The following is a 24557-nucleotide window of genomic DNA, read 5'->3' on the forward strand; positions in this document are numbered from 1 at the left end:
ACAGTTCCCTTTCATTTGTGACTACCGGAGTTCACCTTAGCGAACCACTAATACATGCTCCACCTTGCCGTGGCGTTTGTGGGGCGCTTGTGGTGAGTGTCACGCGGCTTTGTGTCCAAGGATTCACGGTGGTGTCACAAAGCCGCGTGACAGTTCAAAAGCTGGTCAGGCGGCAGCGGCCAGGATGTCCTCGACGTAAGCCACCAGTGTGCGGACGGTGCAGCCTGTGCCCTGCTTGTGCGTGTAGCCGTAAGGGCTTCCGTTGTTGAAGGACGGGCCGGCGATGTCGATGTGCGCCCAGGGGATCTGCTCCCCGTCCTTGCCCTTGCCCACAAACTCGCGCAGGAAAACAGCTGCGGTCATCATGCCGCCGTGGCGTTCGCCGATGTTGGCGAGGTCGGCCACCTGGGAGTCGATGCTCGGGCGCAGTTCCTCCGGCAGCGGCATGGGCCACACCAGTTCGCCCGCACGATCTGCGGCGGCCTTGATCGGTCCGGTGACGCTGTCAGAGCCCATGACGCCCGCAGTCCTGTTGCCGAGGGCGATGAGTTGCGCGCCCGTGAGGGTGGCGACGTCGATGATGGCGTCAGGGTATTCACGGCTCGCCGCGACGATGCCGTCTGCCATCACCAAGCGGCCCTCGGCGTCGGTGTTCAGCACTTCCACGGTCTTGCCGCCGAACATGGTGAGCACATCAGCAGGCCGTGAAGCTGCACCGGAGGGCATGTTTTCAGCGATGCAGAGCCAGGCGGTCGCCTTCACCGGCAGACCCAGTCCTGCGATCGCCAGCACGGTGTTAAGGACGACGGCGGCGCCTGCCATGTCGCTCTTCATGTCACCCATGCCAAGGGCCGGCTTAATGGAAATGCCGCCGGTGTCGAACGTGATGCCCTTGCCGACGAGGGCGATTTTTGCGGTGGCCTTTGCGGGCGCGTATTCGACCTTCACCAGGCGGGGCTGGCGGGTGGAGCCCTTGCCCACGCCCATGATGCCGCCGAAGCCTTCCCTTTCGAGGCGCTTTTCGTCCCAGACCGTCACCTTGACCGGCAGGCCCTTGGCCAGTTCCCTGGCGGCCTCGGCGAAGGATTCGGGGTACAGGTGGCTGGGCGGCTGGTTGACCAGGGAGCGCGTGGCGTTGACGGCTTTACCGATCAGGCCAGCACGCGTCAGCGCGGCGCGAAGCGCATCGTTGGGGGCAAGGTCCGTGTAGATCAACGCGTTGCGGACCGGTTCCTTCAGCCCGTCGTTGGACGACCGGTACTCGGTGAAGGAATAGGCGCCCAGGGCCGCACCCTCGGCGACCGCCGCGACGTCGGCGACGCCCGCCGTCGGGAGCGCGAGGACAACAGTGGGCAGACCGCCGAGCTGGCGGACGGCGGAACCCGCGGCACGCCGCAGGGCCTCTTCGGTGAGGGGACGGCCAGCGGCCACCTTGCCGACACCGGCGAGAACCAGAACACCGGCACCCGTTTCCGGGAGGCCGGGCAGCCGGACGACCTGGTCAGCGGCGCCGGTGACACCCAGAACCTTGAGGGAATCGGTCAGCGCTTCCGCCGATTTTGCGGTCAGCGGATTCGCCAGCAGGATAGGGCCGTCCGATCCCTGTCCCACGCCGATGACGACGGCGTCACTGGGGGTCCTGTTCAGGTCCTTGGCGAGGGTACTAAGGTTGATTTCAGTATTCTTGACCACGGGGTAAGTCCTCAATTCTCGAAAAGGCTGTTCGCGCTGGTATGGATGTCAGGCGCGGCCATGGAAATCCGGGGGCCGTCCGATCGGGACGACGCCGGGGTGCCGGTAGTCCCGTCCGGCGGGCCATTCACGATCGTAGCCGCTGCGGGCCGCGGCAGCGGAATCCCCTGAGACCTGCGCCACACCGGCTGGCGGAATTCCCGGGTGCCTGGCCGCGTTGTACAAGATATTCACCCGACTCCTTGAAAGGACGACGCCGTGCTTGAACGGATTTCCGGTTCCCTGCTGGACCCCGATGCGCTCTATGCGAGCAACATCGAGCTGTTCCACAGCCCGGCGCTCAGCGGGCTGAACCTGGTGATGGGCTTCACCGGCTTTGCCGATGCCGGCCACGTGGTGAGGCAGATCAATGCGGAGCTCCTGGACACCCTCGACGCCGAGCCGGTGGCAGTGTTCGACGCTGACCAGCTCATCGACTACCGTTCGCGGCGGCCCCACATCTCCTTCGTGGAGGATCATCTGCAGGACTATCAGCAGCCGAAGCTGGCGCTGTACAAGCTGACGGACGGGCTCGGCAGCCCCTTCCTGCTTCTGGCCGGTTTTGAACCCGACCTTCAATGGGAGCGGTTCGCGCGCGCCGTCGTTGGCATTGTGGAAAAGCTCGACGTGAACCTGGTGACCTGGATTCACTCCATTCCCATGCCTGTGCCGCACACGCGCCCTGTGGGCGTGACCGTCCACGGCAACCGTCCGGAACTGATCGAGGGCATTTCCGTCTGGAAGCCCACCGTTGACGTTCCGGCTGCCGTAGGGCACATTCTGGAGCTGCGACTCATGGAGGCTGAGCGCAATGTTGCCGGCTACGTGATCCACGTTCCGCACTACCTTGCCGACGCGGAATACCCGCCGGCCGCAGTAGCCGGACTTGAATTCCTCGGTGCCGCGACGTCCCTGATGTTGCCGGCGGACCGGCTGCGCGAGGCGGGCCGGGAAGTGGGCCGCCAGATCGCTGAACAGGTCGCAGCCTCGGAAGATGTGCAGCAGGTTGTCTCCCGGCTGGAAGAGCGGTACGACGAGAAGGCTGAGGGTACCGTCCGGCGCTCGCTCCTGGCCGATGAAAATGACGAACTTCCGAACGGTGACGAGCTGGGCGCGGCAGTGGAGGCCTACCTGGCCCGCGAGAACCCGCACCCGTAGCCGGCCCCACGGCGTCCGCCTGGCAGACGCCTGCCCGGGGCGGGGCAGCAGCCCGGGCATAATGAGGGGGTGACTGCACCCCGAGCCTGGCTGATCTGGACCATCGGCATCTTCGCCTACCTTGTGGCCGTCTCCCAGCGCACCTCATTCGGTGTGGTGGGGCTGGAAGCCACCGAGCGGTTCCATGCCGGCGCGTCCGCCATCTCCTTCTTCACGGTGCTGCAGCTGCTGGTCTACGCAGGACTGCAGATCCCCGTCGGCCTCCTGGTGGACAGGTTCGGCTCGCGCATCATGATCGCCGGTGGAGCCGTCCTCATGGGACTTGGGCAGCTCCAGCTGGCCTTCGCCGACACCATCCCCGGCGGTGTGGCGGGGCGGGTTCTTGTGGGCGCCGGCGACGCCATGACCTTTATTTCCGTGATCCGGCTCATTCCCCTGTGGTTCGCGCCTGCCCGGGTTCCCCTGGTCACGCAGCTGACGGGCATGTCGGGCCAGTTGGGGCAGCTGTTCAGTGTGCTGCCGTTCGCCTTTGTCCTGCATTCCTTTGGCTGGACCCCCGGCTTCCTGATGCTCGCCGGCATGGCGGGCCTGGCGGTGGTGCTGGTGCTGGTCCTGTTGAAGGACCACCCGCCCGGTGTGCCCGCCCCCCAAGCGCAGCAAGGGTTGAAGGCCACGGGCGCCTCGCTCGCGCGGGCCTGGCGACAGCCGGGTACCCGGCTGGGGATGTGGAGCCACTTCACCATCCAGTTCAGCGGCACGGTGTTCGCCATGACCTGGGGATATCCGTTCCTGATCTCGGGACAGGGCCTGGATGCCGCAACCGTGGCCGGCCTGATGACCCTGTACGTTGCGGCGGCGATGGCCGTGGGCCCTTTCATCGGGCAGTTCGTTTCCCGCCACCCACTTCGCCGATCAACCATGGTGCTGCTCATCGCCGGGGCCACGGCCGTTGCCTGGGCCGCGGTGCTGGTGACGCCTGGCCGCTCCCCGCTGTGGTTGCTGGCGTGCCTGGTGGTGGTCCTGGCCATCGGGGGGCCAGGATCGATGATCGGGTTTGATTTCGCGCGGACGTTCAATCCGGCGCACAGGATCGGAACCGCAACGGGCATCGTGAATGTGGGCGGTTTCATCGCGGCCCTCGTGGCGATCTTCCTGGTCGGCCTCGTGCTGGACGTCCTGCTGGCCAGCGGCTATTCCGACGGCGTCCTGTACGGGCTCGAGCCGTTCCGGATCGCACTTAGCGTTCAGTTCCTTTTGCTGGGCTTCGGCGCCGCCATGACGCTCGTCTGCCGGCGCAAAGTACGGCGACAGATGGCCGCGCAGGGTGTTGTGGTGCCGCCGCTCCTCCGGGCCATGGCGCAGCAGCGGCGGGCGAACCTGGCCCGGCGGCGCCAGCCGTCCGAGTCCAAGGACCGCTGAGACTCTTCCTCCACACCTGGTCGCTTGTCCACATGGCCCAGGTTTTTTCGGGCGCGCGCCACCGGCTGAGCCAAGACTTGAACTATGAAACCTTCAGAACACCTGACCGTCCGAGGCCCTGAAGACATCCTCGGCTTCATCCCGCATTCCCTGGGCTACTGGCCGGCAGGCAGCCTGGTTGCGATGACCCTGCACGGTAACCGGCTGGGAGCAACCCTGAGGCTGGATCTTCCAGGGCCGGAAACCCTCTCGGACCCGAGAGACTACGCCGACTCGGTGCTCGGCTATCTCCAGGCTGACGGGGATGCCGACGGTGCCCTGCTGGCCTGCTTCACCAACGACGGCTGGATGGAACCTCCGGGAACCTACCGCGGGCTACTGGACGCACTGCAGTCGGTCTTAGGGGCCGCGGGGATGCCGGTACGGGACGCCTGGTATGTCGGTGACGCCTTCTGGCGTGATGCCTATTGCACCGAGCCGTCCTGCTGCCCCTCGCCGGGCCGGTCCGTCCAAGCGATCCGGGACAGCATGCTGAACGCCGAGATGGTTTTCCGCGGCAGCAGCGTCGGGCCCGCACCGGAGGACGGTGCCCATCCTCCGCCCACGCTTTCCGGCGAGGACCGGACAGCCATCCTTGCCTACGAGGAAACGTGGGCGGAGCAACTGGACCGGCGCCGGGGGAGCAGGGACCAGTTTGGCCAGCTGATGGTCCAGTGGGAGGCACTGCTGGCCAACGTGCCTGGTCAGGTGCTGCCGGTCAACGAGGTTGCCTACCTTCGCGCGTCGCTCCGTGTCCCGGCCTGGCGTGACGCCGTCCTGGTGATGGCCGCGGCCGGTCAGGCGGCTGCCCTGGCGGGTGCCGCGAAATTCGGTATCTTCGACGCCGGCTGCATCCTGGCTCCGGTGGGGCCTGCGCTCCTGGGCTTCGCCCCTTCCGGACCAGCGTCCGGAGCCGGAGGGGCAGGATGGGAGCCAGCCGGACCAGGTATCCCAGGCATTCCGGGGTATGGCGAAGTCCTGTTGGGGCTGGAGCCTGTGGTTCCTGCCTGGCACACCCTTAACAGCCTTGACGCAGTGCTGGAACAGCTGACGGCGTGCGGCGGTCAGGCCGGTGCGGCCGCGCTGACCGGACGAGGGTGGATCGCATGGTGCAGGGGACGGGGGTCGTACGCTGCCGCGTACCTCGGCCGTGCCCTTGAGGAGGAACCAGGCTACCGGCTCGCTGAACTCATGCTTGAGCTGGTGCGGCGCGGCAACCTCTGCGGCTGGGCTGCACGGAAGGAAGCCGCCTGGCGGAAATTCGAACCGGATGCAGCCTGAGCCGTTGTAGCCTCACCAGTGGGACCTGGATGCGCCAGCCTTGAGGTCGGGTTTGGGAAAACCATGAGACAATGGTTGCCGAGACCCGGTTGGGTCCGTGAATCAAGTGCATGTGATGAAGCCCAGCAGGGAACATTATGGCCGCCCCGGCAGTTCTACTTGTAGACTCTGCCGGCCGTGGTTGCACCTGATATTCATCACGGACTTGACAGGGTCATAGTGGTGTTGCCCGTATGGTGATTCCACAGACCGCCGCTAGAAAGGTTTTCTGTGACCCCGTCTTCCGCGAAGAAGGAACCCGCCGCCCAGGACGATTTGTCCCCTGAGGCGAAGCAGGCTGCAACGAACGCCAAGCGAGCAGCGACGCGGGCAGCCAACAAAGCCATCAAGGATGCCTCCGGTGACACCGGTTTGGACGGCAAGCCTGAGCCCAAGAAGCGCGGGCCCAAGCCCGGCGCCAAAGCCGCTGCCGAAGCAGCCGGAAAATCCGCGCGCGGCGACGATGATGAGGACGTTGAGGAGGACCTCGACGACATCAACATCGCCGATGACAGCGAGATCAACGCAGCCAAGGCCGCCTCAGCAGCAACGGGCAAGGGCTTTGTCTACTCGGATGCCGATGACGACGATGCCCCTGTCCAGCAGGTGATGTCGGCCGGTGCCACGGCTGACCCCGTCAAGGATTACCTCAAGCAGATCGGTAAGGTTGCGCTGCTCAACGCCGAGCAGGAAGTCGACCTCGCGCTCCGGATCGAAGCCGGACTCTTCGCCGAAGAGAAGATCAACGCAGACGACGGCTCGATGGAACCCAAGTTCAAGCGTGAACTTGAATTCGTCATCCACGACGGCAAGCGCGCCAAGAACCACCTGCTCGAAGCCAACCTCCGCCTGGTGGTTTCACTGGCTAAGCGCTACACCGGCCGAGGCATGCTGTTTCTGGACCTCATCCAGGAAGGCAACCTGGGTCTGATCCGCGCTGTCGAGAAGTTCGACTACACGAAGGGCTTCAAGTTCTCCACGTACGCCACGTGGTGGATCCGCCAGGCCATCACCCGCGCTATGGCAGACCAGGCCCGCACCATCCGCATCCCGGTGCACATGGTCGAAGTCATCAACAAACTGGCCCGCGTGCAGCGCCAGATGCTCCAGGACCTGGGCCGCGAACCCACGCCCGAAGAACTGGCCCTCGAACTGGACATGACTCCTGAAAAGGTCGTCGAGGTCCAGAAGTACGGCCGCGAACCGATCTCCCTGCACACCCCGCTGGGTGAAGACGGTGACTCCGAGTTCGGCGACCTCATCGAGGACTCCGAGGCCGTGGTTCCCGCTGATGCCGTGAGCTTTACGCTCTTGCAGGAACAGCTGCATTCCGTTCTGGACACCCTGTCCGAGCGCGAAGCCGGCGTGGTGGCTATGCGTTTCGGCCTGACGGACGGCCAGCCGAAGACTTTAGACGAAATCGGCAAGGTCTACGGCGTTACGCGTGAGCGTATCCGCCAGATCGAATCCAAGACCATGTCCAAGCTCCGCCACCCGTCACGGTCGCAGGTGCTGCGGGACTACCTGGACTAGATCGGGACTCAGGCAGCGCGGGTCACCTTCCGCCCATCATCTTCGGATTGAGGGGTGAGAAGGGGACCCGCGTTTTCCTCTCTGGGATTCAACGCGTGGTCTCCACAACAAAGAATGCGTGGTCTCCATAACAAAGAAGAGGACCCCTCCGGCTGGAGGAGTCCTCTTCTTTGGTGTGTCAGGTTGGGGTGCGTCCGGTCAGTCGATGGCTACGGGAGCCTTCTCGTGAAGCCTGCCCGTCTCGTCGTGCCAGTCGGAGCTCAGCGGCCTCAGCGTAGCCTCGATTGCACGGGCATGGTGGCCGCAGAACAGCAGCTCACCGCCGGAGGACTCGAGTACAACGCGGACATATGCCTGAGCTCCGCAGCGATCGCACCGGTCCAGTGCGTTGAGTGTGCGGTCTGCCACTGCTGTTGTCATGTCGGCCTCCTTAGTAGATCTGTATGTCTATATAACCAGTATTCGTACCAATCCCATCGCAAGGACGGGTCAAGTTCGCTGTCCGCGTAGCCACAAGAATTGATCAAGGCGCAGGATTCCGTCACGGAAGGATAACGAGTGGCCCGGCCCACAGCCTTGGCCACGTGTGGCAGCCACCCGTCTGCTGCCGCGCCGACTAGGCTCGATGGAGCGCCCGCAGCGCCAGCTGTTCCGTCACTGAAGGAGTTCACAACCCGTGGCACCAAGTTCCGATTACACCGCCCGGCACCTTTCTGTCCTGGAGGGCCTCGAAGCCGTCCGCAAGCGCCCCGGCATGTATATCGGTTCCACCGATTCGCGTGGGCTGATGCACTGCCTGTGGGAGATCATCGACAACTCGGTGGACGAAGCGCTTGCCGGTTTTGGCCACGACATCAAGATCATCCTGCACGCGGACAACTCGGTGGAAATTCACGACGACGGCCGTGGCATCCCCGTGGACGTGGAACCGAAGACGGGACTCACCGGCGTCGAGGTGGTCTTCACCAAACTCCATGCGGGCGGCAAGTTCGGCGGCGGGTCCTATACGGCCTCCGGCGGCCTGCACGGCGTGGGCGCCTCCGTGGTGAACGCCCTGTCTGCCCGCCTGGACGTTGAAGTAGACCGCGGCAGCAAAACCTACAAAATGTCGTTCCGGCGCGGCGAGCCGGGGCGCTTCAAGGACCAGGGATCCAGGCTGGACCCGTCGGCAGTGTTCGCCCCGTTTGTGGACGGCTCCGTGCTGGACGTGGTGGGCAAGGCGAAGCGTGGTGTGACCGGGACCCGGATCCGCTACTGGGCAGACCGCCAGATTTTCACGCCGGACGCCAAGTTCTCCTATGACGAACTGGCCGCGCGGGCCCGGCAGACCTCCTTCCTGGTGCCGGGGCTCAAGCTCACCGTCCGCGATGAGCGGAGGCTGGCAGGGACCCCCGGTGAAGCGGCGGGCCACGAAGAGGTGTTCCACCACGACGGCGGCCTGTCCGAGTTCGTCGAGTTCCTCGCCGCCGATCCCGCCGTCACCGACGTCTGGCGGCTGCACGGTTCGGGTAAGTTCAAGGAAACCGTCCCGGTACTTGACGAGCGCGGGCACAGCCAGCTTGCCGAGGTTGAACGTGACTGTGAAGTGGACGTGGCGCTCCGCTGGGGCATCGGCTATGACAGCACCGTCCGCAGCTTCGTCAACATCATCGCGACGCCCAAGGGCGGAACCCACCAGTCAGGTTTCGAGCAGGCGCTGGTCAAGACGTTCCGGAAAGCAGTGGAGGCCAACGCCCGCAAGCTGAAGGCAGGAAACGACAAAATTGAGAAGGACGACATCTTCGCCGGGCTGACGGCTGTGCTGACGGTCCGGTTGGCCGAGCCGCAGTTTGAGGGCCAGACCAAAGAGATCCTGGGCACCTCCGCGGTCCGCGCCATCGTCGCGAAGGTGGTGGAGCAGGAGATCACCGCGAAGCTGAACTCAGCCAACCGGAACGACAAGGCCCACTCAGCGCTGCTCCTGGAAAAAATCGTCAGCGAGATGAAGTCCCGGATTTCCGCGCGGGTGCACAAGGAGACCCAGCGGCGCAAGAACGCCCTGGAAACCTCGTCCATGCCCACCAAGCTCGCCGACTGCCGGACGGACGACGTCGACCGTTCCGAACTGTTCATCGTGGAAGGCGACTCGGCGCTGGGAACTGCCAAGCTGGCGCGGTCCTCTGACTTTCAGGCGCTGCTGCCCATCCGCGGCAAGATCCTGAACGTGCAGAAGGCGTCCGTGGGAGACATGCTGTCCAACGCGGAATGCGCTGCGCTGATCCAGGTGGTGGGCGCCGGTTCGGGCCGCAGCTTCGACATCAACGCGGCCCGGTACGGCAAGGTCATCCTGATGACCGACGCCGACGTGGACGGCGCCCACATCCGGACGCTGCTGTTGACGCTCTTCTTCCGGTACATGCGCCCCATGATCGACGCCGGACGGGTCTATGCTGCCGTGCCGCCGCTGCACCGGGTGGAGGTCATCAACGCCGGGCAGAAGGCCAACGACATGATCTACACCTACTCGGAGACGGAACTGCACGTGCTCCTGGCCCGGCTGGCCGAGGAAGGCAAACGCTACAAGGAGCCGATCCAGCGGTACAAGGGCCTGGGCGAGATGGACGCCGGGCAGCTGGCCGAAACCACCATGGATCCGCGGCACCGGACACTGCGCAAAGTGGGCATCGAGAATGCCAAGCACGCGGAGGACACGTTCGACCTGCTGATGGGATCCGATGTCGCCCCCCGTAAAGACTTCATCATCGCCGGCGCCTCCAGCCTGGACCGGGAGCGGATCGATGCTTGACAACCGGTGACGGCCCGGCCCAGGACGGCACAGCCCACAGCGGCAATTCAGTCCGTGACGGGATTCAGCCGATGCGGGGCTTCCGTCGCCGCGCTTCAACCGAGCAGGCCAGGCACGATCAGCAGGGCGGTGGGCAGGGCCAGGAGCAGGGCGCAGCCGGCAAGCACTAGCCCGCGGGCGGCGGCAGGCAGTTGCGGCTGAGGGGATAGCAGCCGGCTGACCCGGGACATCGTGGTCCGCGCAGAACCTGAGACGGCGCCGGCGGGTGCCTCAAGCCCATCCAGGGCAAGGCCGGGGTGCGCGGACGGCACGGCGGCGGACGCCATGCCCGTTGCCATACCAGCGGCCATACCTCCGGTGGGGCCGCTGGCCACTATGGCGATCGCCTTGATGAGCGTGGCGTTGCTTTCTGTCTTGAGCGCTACGTCGTCAGCCAGCATTTCGATCAGCGAGTTCACCGCCTCCTGCGCGAGGCGGGTGGTGGGCAGCCATGGGAGCGCTTGGCGCCATGCGGCAAACGCCCAGAGCAGGAGATGGTGGCGCTGGTTGAGGTGGGCATTCTCGTGGCTCAGGACCGCCCTTAATTCAGCCGGCTCCAGGGCCGCCATCAGGCCATCCGAGAGCACCGTGACGGAGCGGGCCCCGCCCGGCAGGCAATAGGCAACAGGTGAATCGTGGCTGATGACCACTGTTCGGTCTGCGTCGACGGACGGGGCGGCCAACAAGGCCAGGAGCTCCCGGTGCCGACGCCGCTGCCGTTCAATCCTGTAGTACGTCAGCAAGAGGGTGAAGACCAGGTGGGCGGTGAGCAGCGCCGCGGCGGACAGGGCGAAGAGATGCCAGAAGCCCAGTGCCGTGGTGGGCGCGTTGAAGAGGACCATGGCCGCCAGCCCGCGCAGCCCGGAAATGAGGCTGTCTCCGATCGGTTCGAGCCCATAGACCAGCATGGCGCCGATCATGGACAGTCCACCCGCGAGTGCTATTGCCTGCCACAGCAGCATGGCCGTGAACGGTGACCGTGCAGGCCACGAGGCACGGGAAAGCAGGATAGGCACTGGCCACGCCAGGACTATCGCGAGGACCGCCAGCAGGTACGAGGTCCAGAACATGGTCCCCTAGATGTTGCCAAGCAGTTTGCGCAGGGTTTCCGCTTCACTGTCCGTCACGGAGCCGATGAAACGTGCCAGCACGGCTTCGCGGTCGGGCGCTGAGCCCAGGACTTCATGCATCAGTTCCGCCGTGTGGTCTTCCCTGCTCGAAACGGCCTGGTAGCGGTGCGGCCGCGTACCGCGTTCCCGCTCCACCAGGCCCTTCTTTTCGAGCCGCGAGAGGACGGTCAGGACTGTTGTGACGGCAAGCTCCTTGCCCTCATGCCCTGCGGCATCCCCGTTTGCTTCAGTGGTTGTTGCCAGTCTGTCGCGCAGGGTATTCGCGGTGGCTGCTTCGTGGCCCGCCCAGAGCAGATCCATCACTGCCCGTTCCAGTTCGCCAAGACTTGCCATTGCCATACATCCTTCGATTTTCCCCGCACCGGGCCGTTGGCGGCCGCGGTGACTGCACCAGCGCTACATATACAAGAACAAATTTACCTGTTTTTCGGCTGAGTTTCTACGTACGGTAGAACAGTCGGCGCGCCGCGGCCTTGTGGGCGCCACTTCCGCATGGAACTGTTGGTTTACAGTGCTCGCCGCATTGTTCTACACTCTGTAGAAGTCAAAGTTCTACGAACCGTAGAAAAGTCGCACCGCCAACCCGAGGGACTGCTGTGGAAGCTCTGGAAATCGCCCGCTGGCAATTCGGCATCACCACCGTGTACCACTTCATGATGGTGCCCCTCACCATCGGACTCGGCCTGGTGGTCGCCGTGATGCAGACGCTCTGGCACCGCACCGGCAAGGAGGAATACCTCCGGATGACCAAATTCTGGGGCAAGCTCTTCCTGATCAACTTCATCATGGGCGTGGCCACCGGCATTGTGCAGGAGTTCCAGTTCGGCATGGCCTGGAGCGAGTACAGCCGCTTCGTTGGAGACGTCTTCGGGGCGCCGCTGGCGCTGGAGTCGCTGCTGGCCTTCTTCGTTGAGTCCACGTTCCTGGGCCTGTGGATCTTCGGCTGGAAGCAGCTGAAGCCGGCAATCCACCTGGCCTGCCTCTGGGTGGCCGTGGTGGGATCGGTGTTCTCCGCGTACTTCATCATCGTAGCCAACAGCTGGATGCAGCATCCCGTGGGCGCGAAGATTATCGACGGCCGGCCGGTCATGACGGACGCCTGGGCAGTCTTCACCAACAACACCGCACTCGTGGCCTTCCCGCACACCCTGATGGGCGCACTGGCCGTTGCTGGCGGCTTCCTCCTCGGCATTGCCTGGTACCACCTCTGGCGCAGGCGCACCGACGGCATCGACACCGTCGGCGCCGACGGGAAGGTGATTCCCGGCGAAGCAGCCATCCCCGGCCGTGACCGGACCGATTACAAAGTCTGGATCCGCTCCCTGCGGATCGGCGCCGTCGTCGCCATGATCTCGTTCGCGGGCACCGCACTGACCGGAGACCTCCAGGGAAAGCTGATGTTTGAGCAGCAACCCATGAAGATGGCCGCGGCCGAGGCCGCCTGCCACGACGGTACGGGCTTCTCCGTGCTGAGCATCGGGAACCTGGGCTCCATGAACTGCGATGACATCAAGGCCGTGATCGAAGTACCCGGCATACTGTCCTTCCTCGCCAAGGGCGACTTCACCACCGAGGTCAAGGGTGTCAACAGCCTCTTGGACCAGTACAAGGCCGACTACGGAACCCACCTGCCCAACAACCCGATCTACGGCGAGAGGGCAGGCCAGGAGATCCAGTACGTCCCGGTCATGGAAGTCACGTACTGGGGCTTCCGGATGATGATCGGCTTCGGCGGTATAGCGGCGCTTGCCGCGCTCCTGGCGCTCTGGGTGACAAGAACGGGCACGGTCCCGGCATCGCGCTGGCTGATGCGCCTCGCGGTGTTCGGCATCCTGGCCCCGTTCGGCGCCAACGCGGCCGGGTGGATCTTCACCGAGATGGGCCGGCAGCCGTTTGTGGTGGCCCCCAACCCGGACCTGAACGGCATCGACCAGGTGTTTATGTTCACCGCGGCGGCCGTCTCGCCTGGAGTGTCGGCCGGTGAACTGCTGACGTCACTGATCGTTCTGACCGCGGTCTATGCGGCGCTGCTTGTGGTTGAGGTCAAACTCCTGGTCAAGTTCATCCGGGGCGGTGTGGTGTCCGCGATGCCGGAACTGGCCCATACCCCGGCCGACGAAAACGGGGACGCCAACAAGGGCCCTGGCACCGGCAAACCCGCCGGCGACGTCCTGGCATTCGCCTACTAAGAAGAGCAGAGGATACTCGAGCATGGAACTGCTGCCCACCATCTGGTTCATCGTCATCGCGGTGCTTTGGACCGGCTACCTCTTCCTTGAAGGATTTGACCTCGGCGTGGGAATGCTGATGAAGCTGTTCGCGCGGAACAACACCGAGCGTCGCGTACTGCTGAACACCGTCGGCCCGGTCTGGGACGGCAACGAGGTCTGGCTCATCACGGCCGGGGCCGCAACGTTTGCGGCGTTCCCGCTGTGGTACGCCTCGCTGTTTTCCGCCCTCTACCTCCCCCTCCTGGTAGTGCTGGTAGCCCTCATCTTCCGTGCCGTGGCGTTCGAATACCGTGGCAAGGGTGACACCGACACGTGGCGGGCGCGCTGGGACTGGGCCATTGCCCTGGGCTCCTTCTTTGCCGCGTTCGGTGTCGGCGCCGCCCTGGCACTGACCACCACCGGCCTGCCGCTGAACGCGAACGGCGACCGCGAAGGCGGTGCGTTCGCCTGGTTCAGCGGTTACGCCGTGCTGGGCGGGCTGGCCGTGGTCGGGTTCTCCCTGCTCCACGCGCTGGCGTTCCTTGCATTGAAGACCGACGGCGACATCCGCCACCGTGCGCGCCGCTGGTTCGTCCGGCTGCTTCCGGTCCTGCTGCTGCCCCTGGCCGGCTGGGCACTCGTCCTCCAGTTCCTGGAGGGCAAGCCATGGACCTGGGCAGCGGTGATCGTGGCCGTGATGGCCGCAGCAGCCGCATGGTTCCTGGCCCGGCGCGGATCCGAAGGCAAGGCATTTATGGCGATGGGGGCCTTCCTCCTCCTCGGCAGCGCGTCCATTTTCGGCGCCGTTTTCCCCGTGGTGCTGCCCTCCACCCTGGACCCTGCGTTTGATCTCACCGTTGCCAACGCGTCGTCGTCCGATTACACGCTTGGGCTCATGAGCGTGGTGGCAGCCGTTGGCCTGCCCCTGGTGATCACCTACCAGGCGTGGACCTACTGGGTGTTCCGGCGCCGAGTCAGCGCGTCCCAGATCCCCGCGGCCCACAGCTTCCTGCCGGCCATTGCCGTCAGGGCGTTCACCACGAAGGGCTGACCGGCCGTGCGCCCGGATGTTCCGGCCGGACCGGCTACCCGTTCCGCAATTTACTGGCTTGGCCTGCTGGCAGCGCTGAAGGCGCTGTCGCTGGTTCTGATGGGGCAGGCCGTGGCTGCCATGCTGGCCGGCCTGGCCACCGGGAACGGGACCTGGCCCGAGCAGTTGCCCTGGGGCCTGGCGGGCGTTGTCCTGAGGTCCGCCACCGTGTGGGCCCAGGGCATGGCTGCGCGCCGCGCCGCGCTGGGCATCAAGGAGGAGCTCCGCGCCGAACTGCTGGCCCGGGCCCTGCGGAACGGTGCACGCAGCACCGGCCCGGCCGACGGCGGGCTGGCCGTGCTGGCCACGCGCGGACTGGATGCGCTGGACAGCTACTACACGCAGTTCCTGCCCGCCCTCGTGAACTGCGCCGCGATCCCGCTGCTGCTCGGGGCGCGCATCCTGTTCGCCGATTGGGTCAGCGCGGTGGTGATTGTCCTGACAGTTCCGCTCGTCCCGCTGTTTATGGTGCTGATTGGCCGGTACACCGAGGACCATGTCCGTGCGGCCCAGGAAAGCCTGACCCGGCTGTCCGGCCACATGCTTGAGCTCGCCAAGGGCCTGCCGGTCCTGGTGGGACTGGGCCGTGCCGCCGCCCAGCGCAGAGCCCTTGAGGAGATCTCGGAGGAATACCGCGCCAGGACCATGGGGACACTGCGCACCGCGTTCCTGTCCGCACTGGCGCTCGAACTCATCGCCACGATTTCCGTCGCAGTGGTCGCCGTGTTCATCGGCGTCCGCCTGGTGCACGGCGAGATGCCGCTCGAAGCCGGCCTGCTGGCATTGATCCTCGCCCCGGACTGCTACCTGCCGCTCCGGGAGCTGGGCACGGCCCACCACGCCAGCGATGACGGCCGGGCCGCCCTGGCCGAGACCAGGAAGGTCACTGAAGCACCCGAGCCGCGCCCGCTGCCCGCGCCGGGACACGAAGCTGCCGCGTCCGACGGCGGCTGCCGGGGTTCCGTGCCCGGGTCCGGGGGAGTGAGAGTCACCGGCCTCACCGTCACCTACTCCGGACGCTCCGCTCCCGCCGTCGGGCCCTTAACCTTCACCGCCCCGCACGGGCGCATCACCGCCCTGGACGGCCCCAGCGGCGCCGGCAAAAGCACTGTCCTTGGCGTGCTGGCCGGGACCGTCGGGGACGGCGGCGGAACCACAGTGTCCGGCCGCCTCGCCGGCCTGCAGCGCGACGCCGTCGCCTGGGTTCCGCAGCATCCGGTGATGGTGTCTGACTCCGTGCTCGGGGAGGTCATGCTGTATCTCGGTGGCGGAATGGGACCCGATACTCCGGCGGCAGCCGAGGCGGCAAGGGATTGCCTGGTGGCGGCGGCGGCCGGGCACCTCGCCGGCCACCATCCGGCCGAACTGAGCCCGGGCGAGCTGCGGCGCGTTGCGTTGGCTCGTGGCCTGGCCCGCATCAGGTCCGGTGCCACCGTTCTGCTGCTCGACGAGCCCACTGCACACCTTGACGGGGTGTCGGCGGCGCTGGTGCAGGACTCGATCCGTGCGCTCCGGGGCCAGGTCACCGTCATTCTGGTGGCCCACGACCAACAGACCCGCGAGCTGGCTGACCATCTGGTGCCTGTATCGGCCCACGGCATCACCGTTCCCTCCGGCGGAGCCGTGGTGTTGGCCGGGACCCGGCCCACCGGGACAACCGCGGCGCAGGAGCATGTCCTGGAAACTGTCGGGCGTCACCTGGCGGGGACACAGAACCCTGCCGCCGGGGATCCCCGGCCCGGCGGGACTCCCCGCCTTCTGTCCGGCCTGCTGTCCCCGGTGTCCGGCCGGTTCGCCGGTGCCGCCGTGGTGGGCACCTTTGCCGCCATTTTCGCCGTGGCCCTGTCCGGCCTGTCCGGCTGGCTCATCATCAGGGCGAGCGAACAGCCACCCATCCTGTACCTGCTCACCGCCATCGTCGGCGTGCGGTTCTTCGGTATCGGACGCGCAGTCCTCCGCTACTGGGAACGGCTCCTGCTCCACGACGCCGTCTTCGGCGCCCTCACCCGGCTGCGCGGCAGGCTCTGGGAATCACTGAGCCGCAGGGCACTCTCGCTTCGGCGGCTCCTGCAGGGCGGCAACGTCCTGGGCACGGTGATTGACGACGTCGACACCGTCCGGGACCTGCTGCCGCGGGTTGTCCTGCCGCCCGTCACGGCGCTTGCCGTCGCCGGTTCAGCGCTGGTGGCAACCGTCCTGGTGGCGCCTGCCGCGCTGCTGGCCGTTGCCTTGGCAGCAGCTGTCAGCCTGTTCGTGGCGCCGGCCGCCGCCCTGTGGGGAGGCCGCCGCTCGGCCACAGCGGAACAAAGCCTGCGGGCAGGCGTCCTGCGGCGCACGTCTGCTGCGCTGGATGCCCGGGCGGAGCTGCACGCGAACGGCATTGCTGCAACCGTCCTGGACGCGCTGCGCTCCGAGGACCGATTGGCCACCCGGGCATCGCAGCGTTCCGCCTGGGCCGAAGGCCTCGGCCAAGCCATTACGGTCGCCGCCTGCGGAAGTGCCGCTTTGGCTGCTGCCGTGCTGGCTGCACCCCAGGTGCTGGCCGGCACCATGGAGCCCGCCACTGCCGCGGTTGTGGTTCTGCTGCAGCTGGCGTTGGTGGAACCGTACGCGGCGATGACGACGGCGGTGCGCCAGTACCCGGCGCTTCGCAGCGTTATGCGCCGGGTCGGTGAGTCCGGCGTGCTGGATGGCGGCGCCACCGAAACCGGGGACGGCGACGGCCTGCACGTTGTCCCCGCCCGTTCCGGCGCAGCCGCGGGGGTTGAACTGGAAAACGTCGGGGCGGCGTGGCCCTGCGGGGAACCTGTGTTCTCCGGGATCTCAGCAACTGCCGGACCCGGCACCTGGCTGGCGGTCACCGGACCGTCCGGCGCGGGGAAATCCACGTTGCTCGCTGTCCTGCTGGGATTCCTGCCGGCCGCTACCGGCCGCGCAGCGGTGACCGGGACGGCGGCCTGGTGCCCGCAGGAGGCGCATCTGTTCGATTCGACGCTGCGGGGCAACCTCATGCTGGGCGTCCCAGCCGCGGACGCGGTGACGGGCGCTTCCGCTGCTCACGGCCATGGTACGCCTGCCGACGGTACGCCTGCGGCCGGTGACGCCGAGCTGGAAGCGGCACTGACCGCCGTCGGCCTCAGCGCCATGCTCTCGCGGCTGCCGGCCGGGCTTGACACCCGGATCGGGCCGGGCGGTTCCTTCCTCAGCGGCGGAGAGCGGCAACGCCTGGCTGTGGCGCGGACCCTGCTGACGGGGGCAGAGGTCATCCTGCTCGACGAGCCCACGGCTCATCTGGACGCGCAGGCGGGACGGGAAATGCTGGCAGATCTCCGCGCTGGCCTGAAGGACCGCACGGTGGTCATGGTCACCCACAATCCGGCCGACATCCAGTTGGCTGACGCCCGGCTGGAGCTCCCGGCAGCGTCCCGGGCGGGCATGGCTGCTTCGCTGGTGGGTTGAGTCCCCTCAGCCGTCCACATCGTGGAGGTGATGGACGACGTCGTGCAGGAAATACTGGGCCAGCGTCAGGACGGTAAATTCGGAACCGTTGCTGCGCAGGCCGCGCCGCCCCCACTCCGCCTCCCGGACGCCGGCGAAGGACTCCGCGATCTGTTCACCCTCCGCCGTCAGTTCTGCACTGACCACGGCGGGATCGGCGTTGGCGTAGTCCGCTTCGACGGCAGTGAGGTCCTGGTCCCAGTTCTCAAATTGGGCGCCGTCGGCGTCAAGCATGAGGTTCAGCCGCTGGTCAAACAGCGTAAAGACGTCACGGACGTGGCAGGCGTATTCGAGGGCCGACCACGTCCTGTCATCCGGGCGTTCGGCCACCTCAGGCCTGCGGAGGACAGCCCGCCAGCGTGGCAGCATGTTTTCCACGCTGCCCGGCACCGTGGCCGGCGTGACGGTGGAAGCGTCGAAGGAGCACTCGGGGCATGGCCGGGACAGGACCCAGGTCCAGTCCTTTTCATCAGGAATGATAGGCATGGCAGCAGTCTAGGACGGATCGCTCCACGCCATGGCCGGACCCACTGCGTCCACTGCCTGGGACAGCGGAATCCCGGAACCGTCACGCCGGCCGTGCTCCTGCGGCAGCGACCTGGCTATGCCGGCCAGCGATGAGGCCTTCGCAGGTCCGTGCCCGGCCCACGCCAGCAGCAGCGTGTCTTCGCCTTTGAGGAATCTGTGCGCGCGGACGCCTGCTGTGGCACGGCCCTTGGCAGGGTATTCGGCGAAGGACGTGACCTTCGCCGCCCCCGGCGCGGTGCCCGGCAGGGCGCCGTTGGTGCCGGCAATGGTGACCACCACGGCGGCGTCGTCGGCGGCGGTGACAGCCCCGAAGAACAGCACCTGGTCCCCGGCGGCCAGCTTGATGCCCACCATGCCGCCGGCCGTCCTGCCCTGGGCCCGGACGTTGGCGGCGCTGAAACGGAGCAATTGCGCCTCACGGGTCAGGAACACCAGATCGGTCTCCTCAGACCCGGCCGGCGCCACACCCACCACTTCATCCTTGTCCTTGAGCGCAATGACTTCCCAGTCCTCGCGGTTCAGGGGGTAATCGGGCTGGACCCGCTTGACCACGCCCTGGGCGGTGCCGATGGCCAGCACTTCATCCAGCGGGGCGAACGCCACCAGCGTTTCACCCTTCAGCAGTGTGATGAAGTCCTTGGCCGGGACACCGCCGGCGAGGTTGGGCAGCCCGGACATGGGTGGCAGTACCGGCATGTCCATGACCTGAAGCCGAAGCATCCTGCCTTGTGAGGTGACCGCGGCTATTTCCCCACGGGCCGAGGTCTTGACCACGGAACGGAAAACGTCGTGCTTGGCACGCGGCCCGGACTCGGCGAGGGGCTCCTGGTTGGACGTCCGCGCGATCTGTCCCGACGCCGTCAGGATGGCCCAGCAGGGATCGTCCGAGATTTCCAGGGCCAGCGGCGCGGCCTTGCCCTTGGCGTTGGGGGTGGCCGCCAGGGCTGCGGCCACGGTGGGGGAGACGGCCTCGGATTCGAGCAGGACGGTGCGCCGCGGCGTACCGTATTTTTCGGCGATTTCGCCGAGCTCGGAGGACACAAGTCCGCGCAACCGCTCCTCGGAGCCGAGGATGGCTTCGAGCTCCGCGATCTCGCGGCGCAGCTCCTCCTGTTCCTTTTCAAGCTCGATCCGGGAGTACTTGGTCAGCTGCCGCAGCCGCAGTTCCAGGATGTAGTTGGCCTGGATTTCGGAAAGATCGTAGATGGACATCAGGCGGACCCTGGCGGCCGCCACCTCATCCGAAGAACGGATGATCTGGATGACCTCATCGATGTCCACGATGGCGATCAGCAGGCCCTCCACCAGGTGGAGGCGGTCCTTCTTCTTGCCCAGCCGGAAGGCCGTCCGCCGGCGCACCACATCGATCCGGTGCTCCACGTAGACGGAGAGCAGCTTCACCAGGCCGAGGGTCTGCGGCTGGCCATCCACCAGGGTCACGTTGTTGATGCCGAAGGAATCCTCCATCGGCGAGTAGCGGTAGAGCTGTTGGAGGACGGCGTTCGGGTTGAACCCGTTCTTCAGCTCGATGACCAGGCGCAGGCCATGCTGGCGGTCCGTCAGGTCGACGATGTCACTTATCCCGGTCAGCTTTTTGCTGTTGACCGCGTCCTTGATCTTCTCGATCACCTTTTCGGGGCCTACCATGTACGGCAGCTCGGTGACCACCAGGCCGGTGCGCCGGGCCGAGAGCTGCTCGATCTCCACCTTTGCCCGGGTCTTGAAGGAACCGCGTCCGGTGGCGTAGGCGTCCCGGATTCCGTCCAGGCCCACGATCCGGCCGCCCGTTGGCAGGTCCGGTCCGGGCACAAAGCGCATCAGGTCATCGAGGGTCGCGTCCGGGTGGGCGATCAGGTGCCGCGCCGCGGAGATGACCTCAACGAGGTTGTGTGGGGCCATGTTGGTGGCCATCCCGACCGCGATGCCCGTGGCGCCGTTGACCAGCAGGTTGGGGAACGCGGCCGGCAGGACGTCCGGCTGGGTCAGCTGGTTGTCGTAGTTGGGGACAAAGTCCACTACGTCTTCGTCGAGGTGGTCGGTGAGCGTCAGGGCCGCCGCCGCGAGCCTGGCCTCCGTGTACCGGGGTGCCGCGGGACCGTCGTCGAGGGAGCCGAAGTTTCCGTGGCCGTCAATCAGCGGCAGGCGCAGCGAGAAGTCCTGGGCCATCCGGACCATGGCGTCATAGATGGCGGTATCGCCGTGGGGGTGGAGCTTGCCCATGACCTCGCCCACCACGCGCGCGCTCTTGACGTGGCCGCGGTCCGGACGCAGGCCCATCTCGCTCATCATGTACAGGATCCGGCGCTGGACCGGCTTGAGCCCGTCCCGGGCATCAGGCAGGGCCCTGGAGTAGATCACCGAATACGCGTACTCCAGGAAGGAGCCTTCCATCTCGGACGTTACATCAATGTCCACGATGTTCTCGACGAAATCCTGGGGAGCGTCCCCGGCAGGGGCTGGGCTTTGGCGGCGGGCCATGGGGCTGGTGGATCCTTCTGCGTGACTGGTCATGCTGTGGTCTGGGTGCAGGTGTGGAGGATGATCTCCGGGCACACGGCCTGCGCCGTCAGTTTGTGGTTAGGCTAAGCCTATGGTGGATCAGCCCGGGGACGGCGAATATCCGGAACATTGGGAAGCTGATGTCGTACTCCGTGACGGTGGCACCGCCCATCTGAGGCCCATCCACCCCAGCGATGCGGACGCAGTCCAGGCTTTCCATACCGGGCAGTCGCAGAACTCAATCTACATGCGCTTTTTCGCGTTCAAGGCCCGGCTGTCCGGCAAGGAGCTCAAGCGCTTCACCGAAGTGGACTACAAGGATCGGGTTGCGCTGGTGATTACGTTCGGCGGCGAAATCCTGGGAATCGGCCGCTACGACAGGCTGAATGACCCCCTCGAAGCCGAAGTCGCGTTCAACATCGCCGACGCCCACCAGGGCCGGGGTATCGGCTCAATCCTGCTCGAACACCTTGCCACGGCGGCCCACGAAAACGGGATCCGTCGCTTCAGCGCCGAGGTGCTGCCGGAAAACCGCAAAATGCTGATGGTGTTCGCCGATGCCGGCTACGACGTCAAACGCCATTTCGACGACGGCGTGGTCAGCCTGGAGTTCAACATCGACCCCACCGAAAAGTCCCGTGCAGTGATGGAATCACGCGAGCACCGCGCCGAGGCGAGAAGCGTCCGGGACCTGCTGGCGCCGTCGTCCATTGCCGTCATCGGGGCGAGCCGCAAATGGGGGACCGTGGGGTACCAGCTGCTGGAACACATCATCGAAGGCGGCTACTTCGGGCAGGTCTACGCCATCAACCCGGAGGCGCTGGAGCTCGCCGGAATGTTGTCCTTCGGCAGGATTTCCGAGGTTCCGGAGCCGGTGGGGCTCGCAGTGATCGCCGTTCCGTATGAGGAAGTGGCCACGGTCGTCGATCAGTGCGCCGCGGCGGGGGTCAAGGGTCTGGTGATCGCCTCAGCGGGCTTCGAGGACGACGGCGAACGCGGCCTCGCCAGCCAGCGAAACCTCGTGCGCAAGGCCAGGGCCAACGGCATGCGGGTGATCGGGCCCGCATCCCTGGGGATCGTTAACACCCATCCCGACGTGAGGCTGAACGCCTCCATGGCGCCCTCACTGCCGAGCCGCGGTGGCCTGGGCCTGTTCAGCCAGTCAGCGGCGATCGGTGTTTCGCTCTACGCGGCGTCACGCCGCCGCCGGCTGGGCGTTTCCACGGTCCTGTCGGCCGGCAACCGCGCGGACGTCTCAGGTAACGACATGATGCAGTTCTGGGAGGACGACGCCGACACCACCGCGGTGGGCCTCTACCTGGAGTCGATCGGGAACCCCCGCAAATTCTCCCGGATCGCCCGGCGGCTTGCCCGCAGCAAGCCCGTGGTGGTGGCCAAGTCGGAAACCATGGGCCTGCGGCTGCCGCCTGGCCACGCCGTCCGTACCACCCAGGCGCCCGCCGGTGCACTGGACGCCATGATGCGCCAGGCCGGCGTCATCCGGGTAGAGACCATCGAACAGCTGATGGACATCACCCAGATAGTGTCCGGGCAGCCGCTCCCGGCGGGGCCCGGACTGGCCATCTTCAGCAATTCCCTGGCGCTGGGCAAAGTGGTGGCGGACAGCGCCGAAGCGCACGGCCTGACCGTGAATGGCATCGTCACCGACGTGGATCTCGACGCCGGCATGTCCCTGGCACTGCCGGCCCTCCGCCGCAGCCTCCAGGACACCCTCGCGTCCGACGCCGTCCATGCCGTGGTGGCCGCGCTGTTGCCGGTGCGCGGCCTGACGGTGGACCACATCGCCGAGGTCCTGGCCGAATGCTCGGCCGCCGCCGGGAAACCGGTCGTCGCTGCCTTCACCGGTATCCTTGACCCCTCCATCTATGTGGAGGGCATGGTGGGGGCCGAACAGCAGACAGTGCCGTGCTTCTCGAACGCCGGTGCGGCTGTGGCTGCGCTCGCGGCCGTGGTGCGCTACGCGGAATGGGTGGCACGGGACCCTGGTCACTTTGTTCAGCCCGAAGGCTGCGATCCGGAAGGCGCACGGATCCTGCTGGATCAGCTTCTGCACGATGTCCATGAGGAGCAACTCAAGACCCTGGAACCGGCGTCAGCGGCAGAGCTGCTGGCGCACTACGGCATTGCGGTGCTGCCATCCGCCGGGTTCGACTCAGAAGATGAGGCCATAGCTGCCGCCGGAAGGCTGGGCTGGCCGGTCGCGCTGAAAACCACGGACCCGGCACTTCGCCACCGCCTCGACCTGGGGGGAGTCCGCCTCGATATCGAGGATCCGGATTCCCTGCGCCGCAACATCGTGCAGATGCGGCGCTCGCTGGCACCTTACGGTTCCCGGGCACTGGAGGTGCAGTCCATGGCTCCCGTGGGGCAGGCGTGCACGTTCCGGGCCATTGAGGATCCACTGTTGGGGCCGGTGGTCTCCTTCGGGCTGGCCGGGGACGCCGTCAATCTGCTGGATGACTGGGCGCACCGCGTGCCTCCGCTGTCCGCCGGGGACGTGAAGGACTTCATCCGCGGACCCCGGGCCGCCCGCAAACTCTTCGGCTACCAGGGTCTTCCCGCCGTGGATATTGCCGCTTTGGAGGAGGTCGCCGGGCGGCTGGCCTGGATGAAGGACAACCATCCGGAGATCGCGCTGGTGGAATTCAACCCGGTTCTCTGCGGGACTCAGGGCGTGTCCATCCTGGCCGCAGATATCCGGATCGGCAACGCGGCCCAGCGCACTGACAGTGCCCGCCGGGCCATGCTTGGCTGACCGCGGTTAGCATGTCCCCGGCCGATCTGTGAAAATGGGGGAATGAGCTCACAGCCTTCCCCGTCGACGCCTTCCACCTCCGGCAGTGACAACCAGGCAACCCGCCCGCACAGCTCACACAGCCATACGCCCCAGGGACAGAGCCTGGACGGTGCGCTCCAGAAGGCCGGTTTCTACCCCCGACTGGTGTCCGACGTCGTTGACGACGCCCTGGACGGCCGCGAATGCGTGGCCCACCTGGTCCACCTGGAAACCCACTTTGACCGGGCCGAGGTCCGCCGCCACATCACGGTGCTGGTCCTGACCGCAGACATGCTGGTGATCACCCACGTGGACGACCAGCAGCTCGACGACGCCGGCGAACAGATCGTGGCCCAGATTTCCACCGAATCCGTGCCCGTCGCGCAGATCCGTTCCGTGGTCCTGAGCTACATGTACTCCCAGCCGCAGGACTACAAGCCCTCGGATCCGGTCCGGGAAGTCACCCTCGCCATCGCCTGGTCCGGCGGGCAGCGGCTGGACATGGGGCCCGCGAGCTGCGGAGACCCGCAATGCGAGGCAGACCACGGTTACAGCGGCACCATTGCCCAGGAGGACATCGTCCTGCGGATCAGCGCTGAAGCCGACGGTGCACAAGCCGTCCAGGACGCCAAACTCTTCGCCCGCGCCCTGCGGGCCGTGAACACCGGCTCCACCGCTCCGGTGGCGCTCGCCGGCCAGACGCTCCAGCCCCGGCCCCGGACCGGTGTGTTCGGAAACAGGCTCAGCCGCGGGCATCAGCAGCGCTGATGCCGGACCAAGG

General features: G+C 66.3%; 17 protein-coding genes. 10 read left to right on the top strand and 7 right to left on the bottom strand.

Annotation, left to right across the window (positions count from 1 at the left end; all coding sequences use genetic code 11):
• Nucleotides 1-165: 165 nt before the first annotated feature.
• Nucleotides 166-1692, bottom strand: coding sequence for a leucyl aminopeptidase (locus tag FYJ92_RS07365; protein ID WP_185263259.1), 1527 nt, complete (start codon nucleotides 1690-1692; stop codon nucleotides 166-168).
• 48 nt (nucleotides 1693-1740) lie between these two features.
• The gene (locus tag FYJ92_RS07370; RefSeq protein WP_185263260.1) at nucleotides 1741-1926 is read right to left on the bottom strand and encodes a hypothetical protein; all 186 of its coding nucleotides are present in this window, start codon (nucleotides 1924-1926) and stop codon (nucleotides 1741-1743) included.
• Between the two features lie 24 nt (nucleotides 1927-1950).
• On the opposite strand from FYJ92_RS07370, the gene FYJ92_RS07375 reads away from it, so the two are divergent.
• The 4 genes from FYJ92_RS07375 (at nucleotide 1951) to FYJ92_RS07390 (ending at nucleotide 7200) form a co-directional block, all read left to right on the top strand.
• Complete coding sequence (locus FYJ92_RS07375; protein WP_185263261.1) at nucleotides 1951-2889, top strand: proteasome assembly chaperone family protein; 939 nt, start codon at nucleotides 1951-1953, stop codon at nucleotides 2887-2889.
• Nucleotides 2890-2958: 69 nt separating this feature from the next.
• Nucleotides 2959-4308, top strand: coding sequence for a nitrate/nitrite transporter (locus FYJ92_RS07380; RefSeq protein WP_185263262.1), 1350 nt, complete (start codon nucleotides 2959-2961; stop codon nucleotides 4306-4308).
• Between the two features lie 84 nt (nucleotides 4309-4392).
• Nucleotides 4393-5628 (top strand): DUF4192 domain-containing protein, encoded by a 1236-nt coding sequence (locus FYJ92_RS07385; protein ID WP_185263263.1) that lies wholly within the window; start codon nucleotides 4393-4395, stop codon nucleotides 5626-5628.
• 270 nt (nucleotides 5629-5898) lie between these two features.
• Nucleotides 5899-7200: an RNA polymerase sigma factor gene (locus FYJ92_RS07390; protein ID WP_185263264.1), complete on the top strand. Its 1302-nt coding sequence runs from the start codon at nucleotides 5899-5901 to the stop codon at nucleotides 7198-7200.
• A 198-nt stretch (nucleotides 7201-7398) separates the two neighbouring features.
• On the opposite strand, the gene FYJ92_RS07395 is transcribed toward FYJ92_RS07390, so the two are convergent.
• Nucleotides 7399-7620 carry a hypothetical protein gene (locus tag FYJ92_RS07395; protein ID WP_185263265.1) on the bottom strand — a complete coding sequence of 74 codons (222 nt, stop codon included), beginning with the start codon at nucleotides 7618-7620 and terminating at the stop codon, nucleotides 7399-7401.
• Nucleotides 7621-7876: 256 nt separating this feature from the next.
• Between FYJ92_RS07395 and FYJ92_RS07400 the strand changes: the two genes are divergently transcribed.
• On the top strand, nucleotides 7877-9985 hold the full coding sequence (locus FYJ92_RS07400; RefSeq protein ID WP_185263266.1) for a type IIA DNA topoisomerase subunit B: 2109 nt from the start codon (nucleotides 7877-7879) through the stop codon (nucleotides 9983-9985).
• Between the two features lie 95 nt (nucleotides 9986-10080).
• Here FYJ92_RS07400 and FYJ92_RS07405 read toward each other — a convergent pair whose 3' ends face one another.
• Both FYJ92_RS07405 and FYJ92_RS07410 read right to left on the bottom strand, forming a co-directional pair.
• A complete protein-coding gene (locus FYJ92_RS07405; protein WP_185263267.1) occupies nucleotides 10081-11094 on the bottom strand; it encodes a M56 family metallopeptidase in 1014 nt (337 codons plus the stop codon).
• Nucleotides 11095-11100: 6 nt separating this feature from the next.
• Nucleotides 11101-11487 carry a BlaI/MecI/CopY family transcriptional regulator gene (locus tag FYJ92_RS07410; protein WP_185263268.1) on the bottom strand — a complete coding sequence of 129 codons (387 nt, stop codon included), beginning with the start codon at nucleotides 11485-11487 and terminating at the stop codon, nucleotides 11101-11103.
• A gap of 263 nt (nucleotides 11488-11750) precedes the next feature.
• Here FYJ92_RS07410 and FYJ92_RS07415 point away from each other — a divergent pair, with 263 nt between their 5' ends.
• The 3 genes from FYJ92_RS07415 to cydD are packed head-to-tail and all read left to right on the top strand — an operon-like array spanning nucleotide 11751 to nucleotide 17913.
• Nucleotides 11751-13343 carry a cytochrome ubiquinol oxidase subunit I gene (locus tag FYJ92_RS07415; RefSeq protein ID WP_185263269.1) on the top strand — a complete coding sequence of 531 codons (1593 nt, stop codon included), beginning with the start codon at nucleotides 11751-11753 and terminating at the stop codon, nucleotides 13341-13343.
• A 22-nt stretch (nucleotides 13344-13365) separates the two neighbouring features.
• Nucleotides 13366-14415 carry a cytochrome d ubiquinol oxidase subunit II gene (gene cydB / locus FYJ92_RS07420; protein WP_185263270.1) on the top strand — a complete coding sequence of 350 codons (1050 nt, stop codon included), beginning with the start codon at nucleotides 13366-13368 and terminating at the stop codon, nucleotides 14413-14415.
• Between the two features lie 6 nt (nucleotides 14416-14421).
• Complete coding sequence (cydD, locus tag FYJ92_RS07425; RefSeq protein WP_185263271.1) at nucleotides 14422-17913, top strand: thiol reductant ABC exporter subunit CydD; 3492 nt, start codon at nucleotides 14422-14424, stop codon at nucleotides 17911-17913.
• Nucleotides 17914-17919: 6 nt separating this feature from the next.
• On the opposite strand, the gene FYJ92_RS07430 is transcribed toward cydD, so the two are convergent.
• Together FYJ92_RS07430 and FYJ92_RS07435 are read right to left on the bottom strand one after the other, a co-directional pair.
• On the bottom strand, nucleotides 17920-18438 hold the full coding sequence (locus FYJ92_RS07430) for a DinB family protein (RefSeq protein WP_185263272.1): 519 nt from the start codon (nucleotides 18436-18438) through the stop codon (nucleotides 17920-17922).
• Between the two features lie 9 nt (nucleotides 18439-18447).
• Entirely contained in the window at nucleotides 18448-20958 is a 2511-nt protein-coding gene (locus FYJ92_RS07435) for a DNA topoisomerase (ATP-hydrolyzing) subunit A (RefSeq protein ID WP_185263715.1), read from the bottom strand.
• Nucleotides 20959-21070: 112 nt separating this feature from the next.
• Between FYJ92_RS07435 and FYJ92_RS07440 the strand changes: the two genes are divergently transcribed.
• Complete coding sequence (locus FYJ92_RS07440; protein ID WP_185263273.1) at nucleotides 21071-23755, top strand: bifunctional GNAT family N-acetyltransferase/acetate--CoA ligase family protein; 2685 nt, start codon at nucleotides 21071-21073, stop codon at nucleotides 23753-23755.
• A 42-nt stretch (nucleotides 23756-23797) separates the two neighbouring features.
• Nucleotides 23798-24544, top strand: coding sequence for a DUF5998 family protein (locus FYJ92_RS07445; RefSeq protein WP_185263274.1), 747 nt, complete (start codon nucleotides 23798-23800; stop codon nucleotides 24542-24544).
• The last annotated feature ends 13 nt before the right edge of the window (nucleotides 24545-24557 follow it).

Source organism: Pseudarthrobacter sp. NBSH8, assembly GCF_014217545.1.
Taxonomy (GTDB): domain Bacteria; phylum Actinomycetota; class Actinomycetes; order Actinomycetales; family Micrococcaceae; genus Arthrobacter.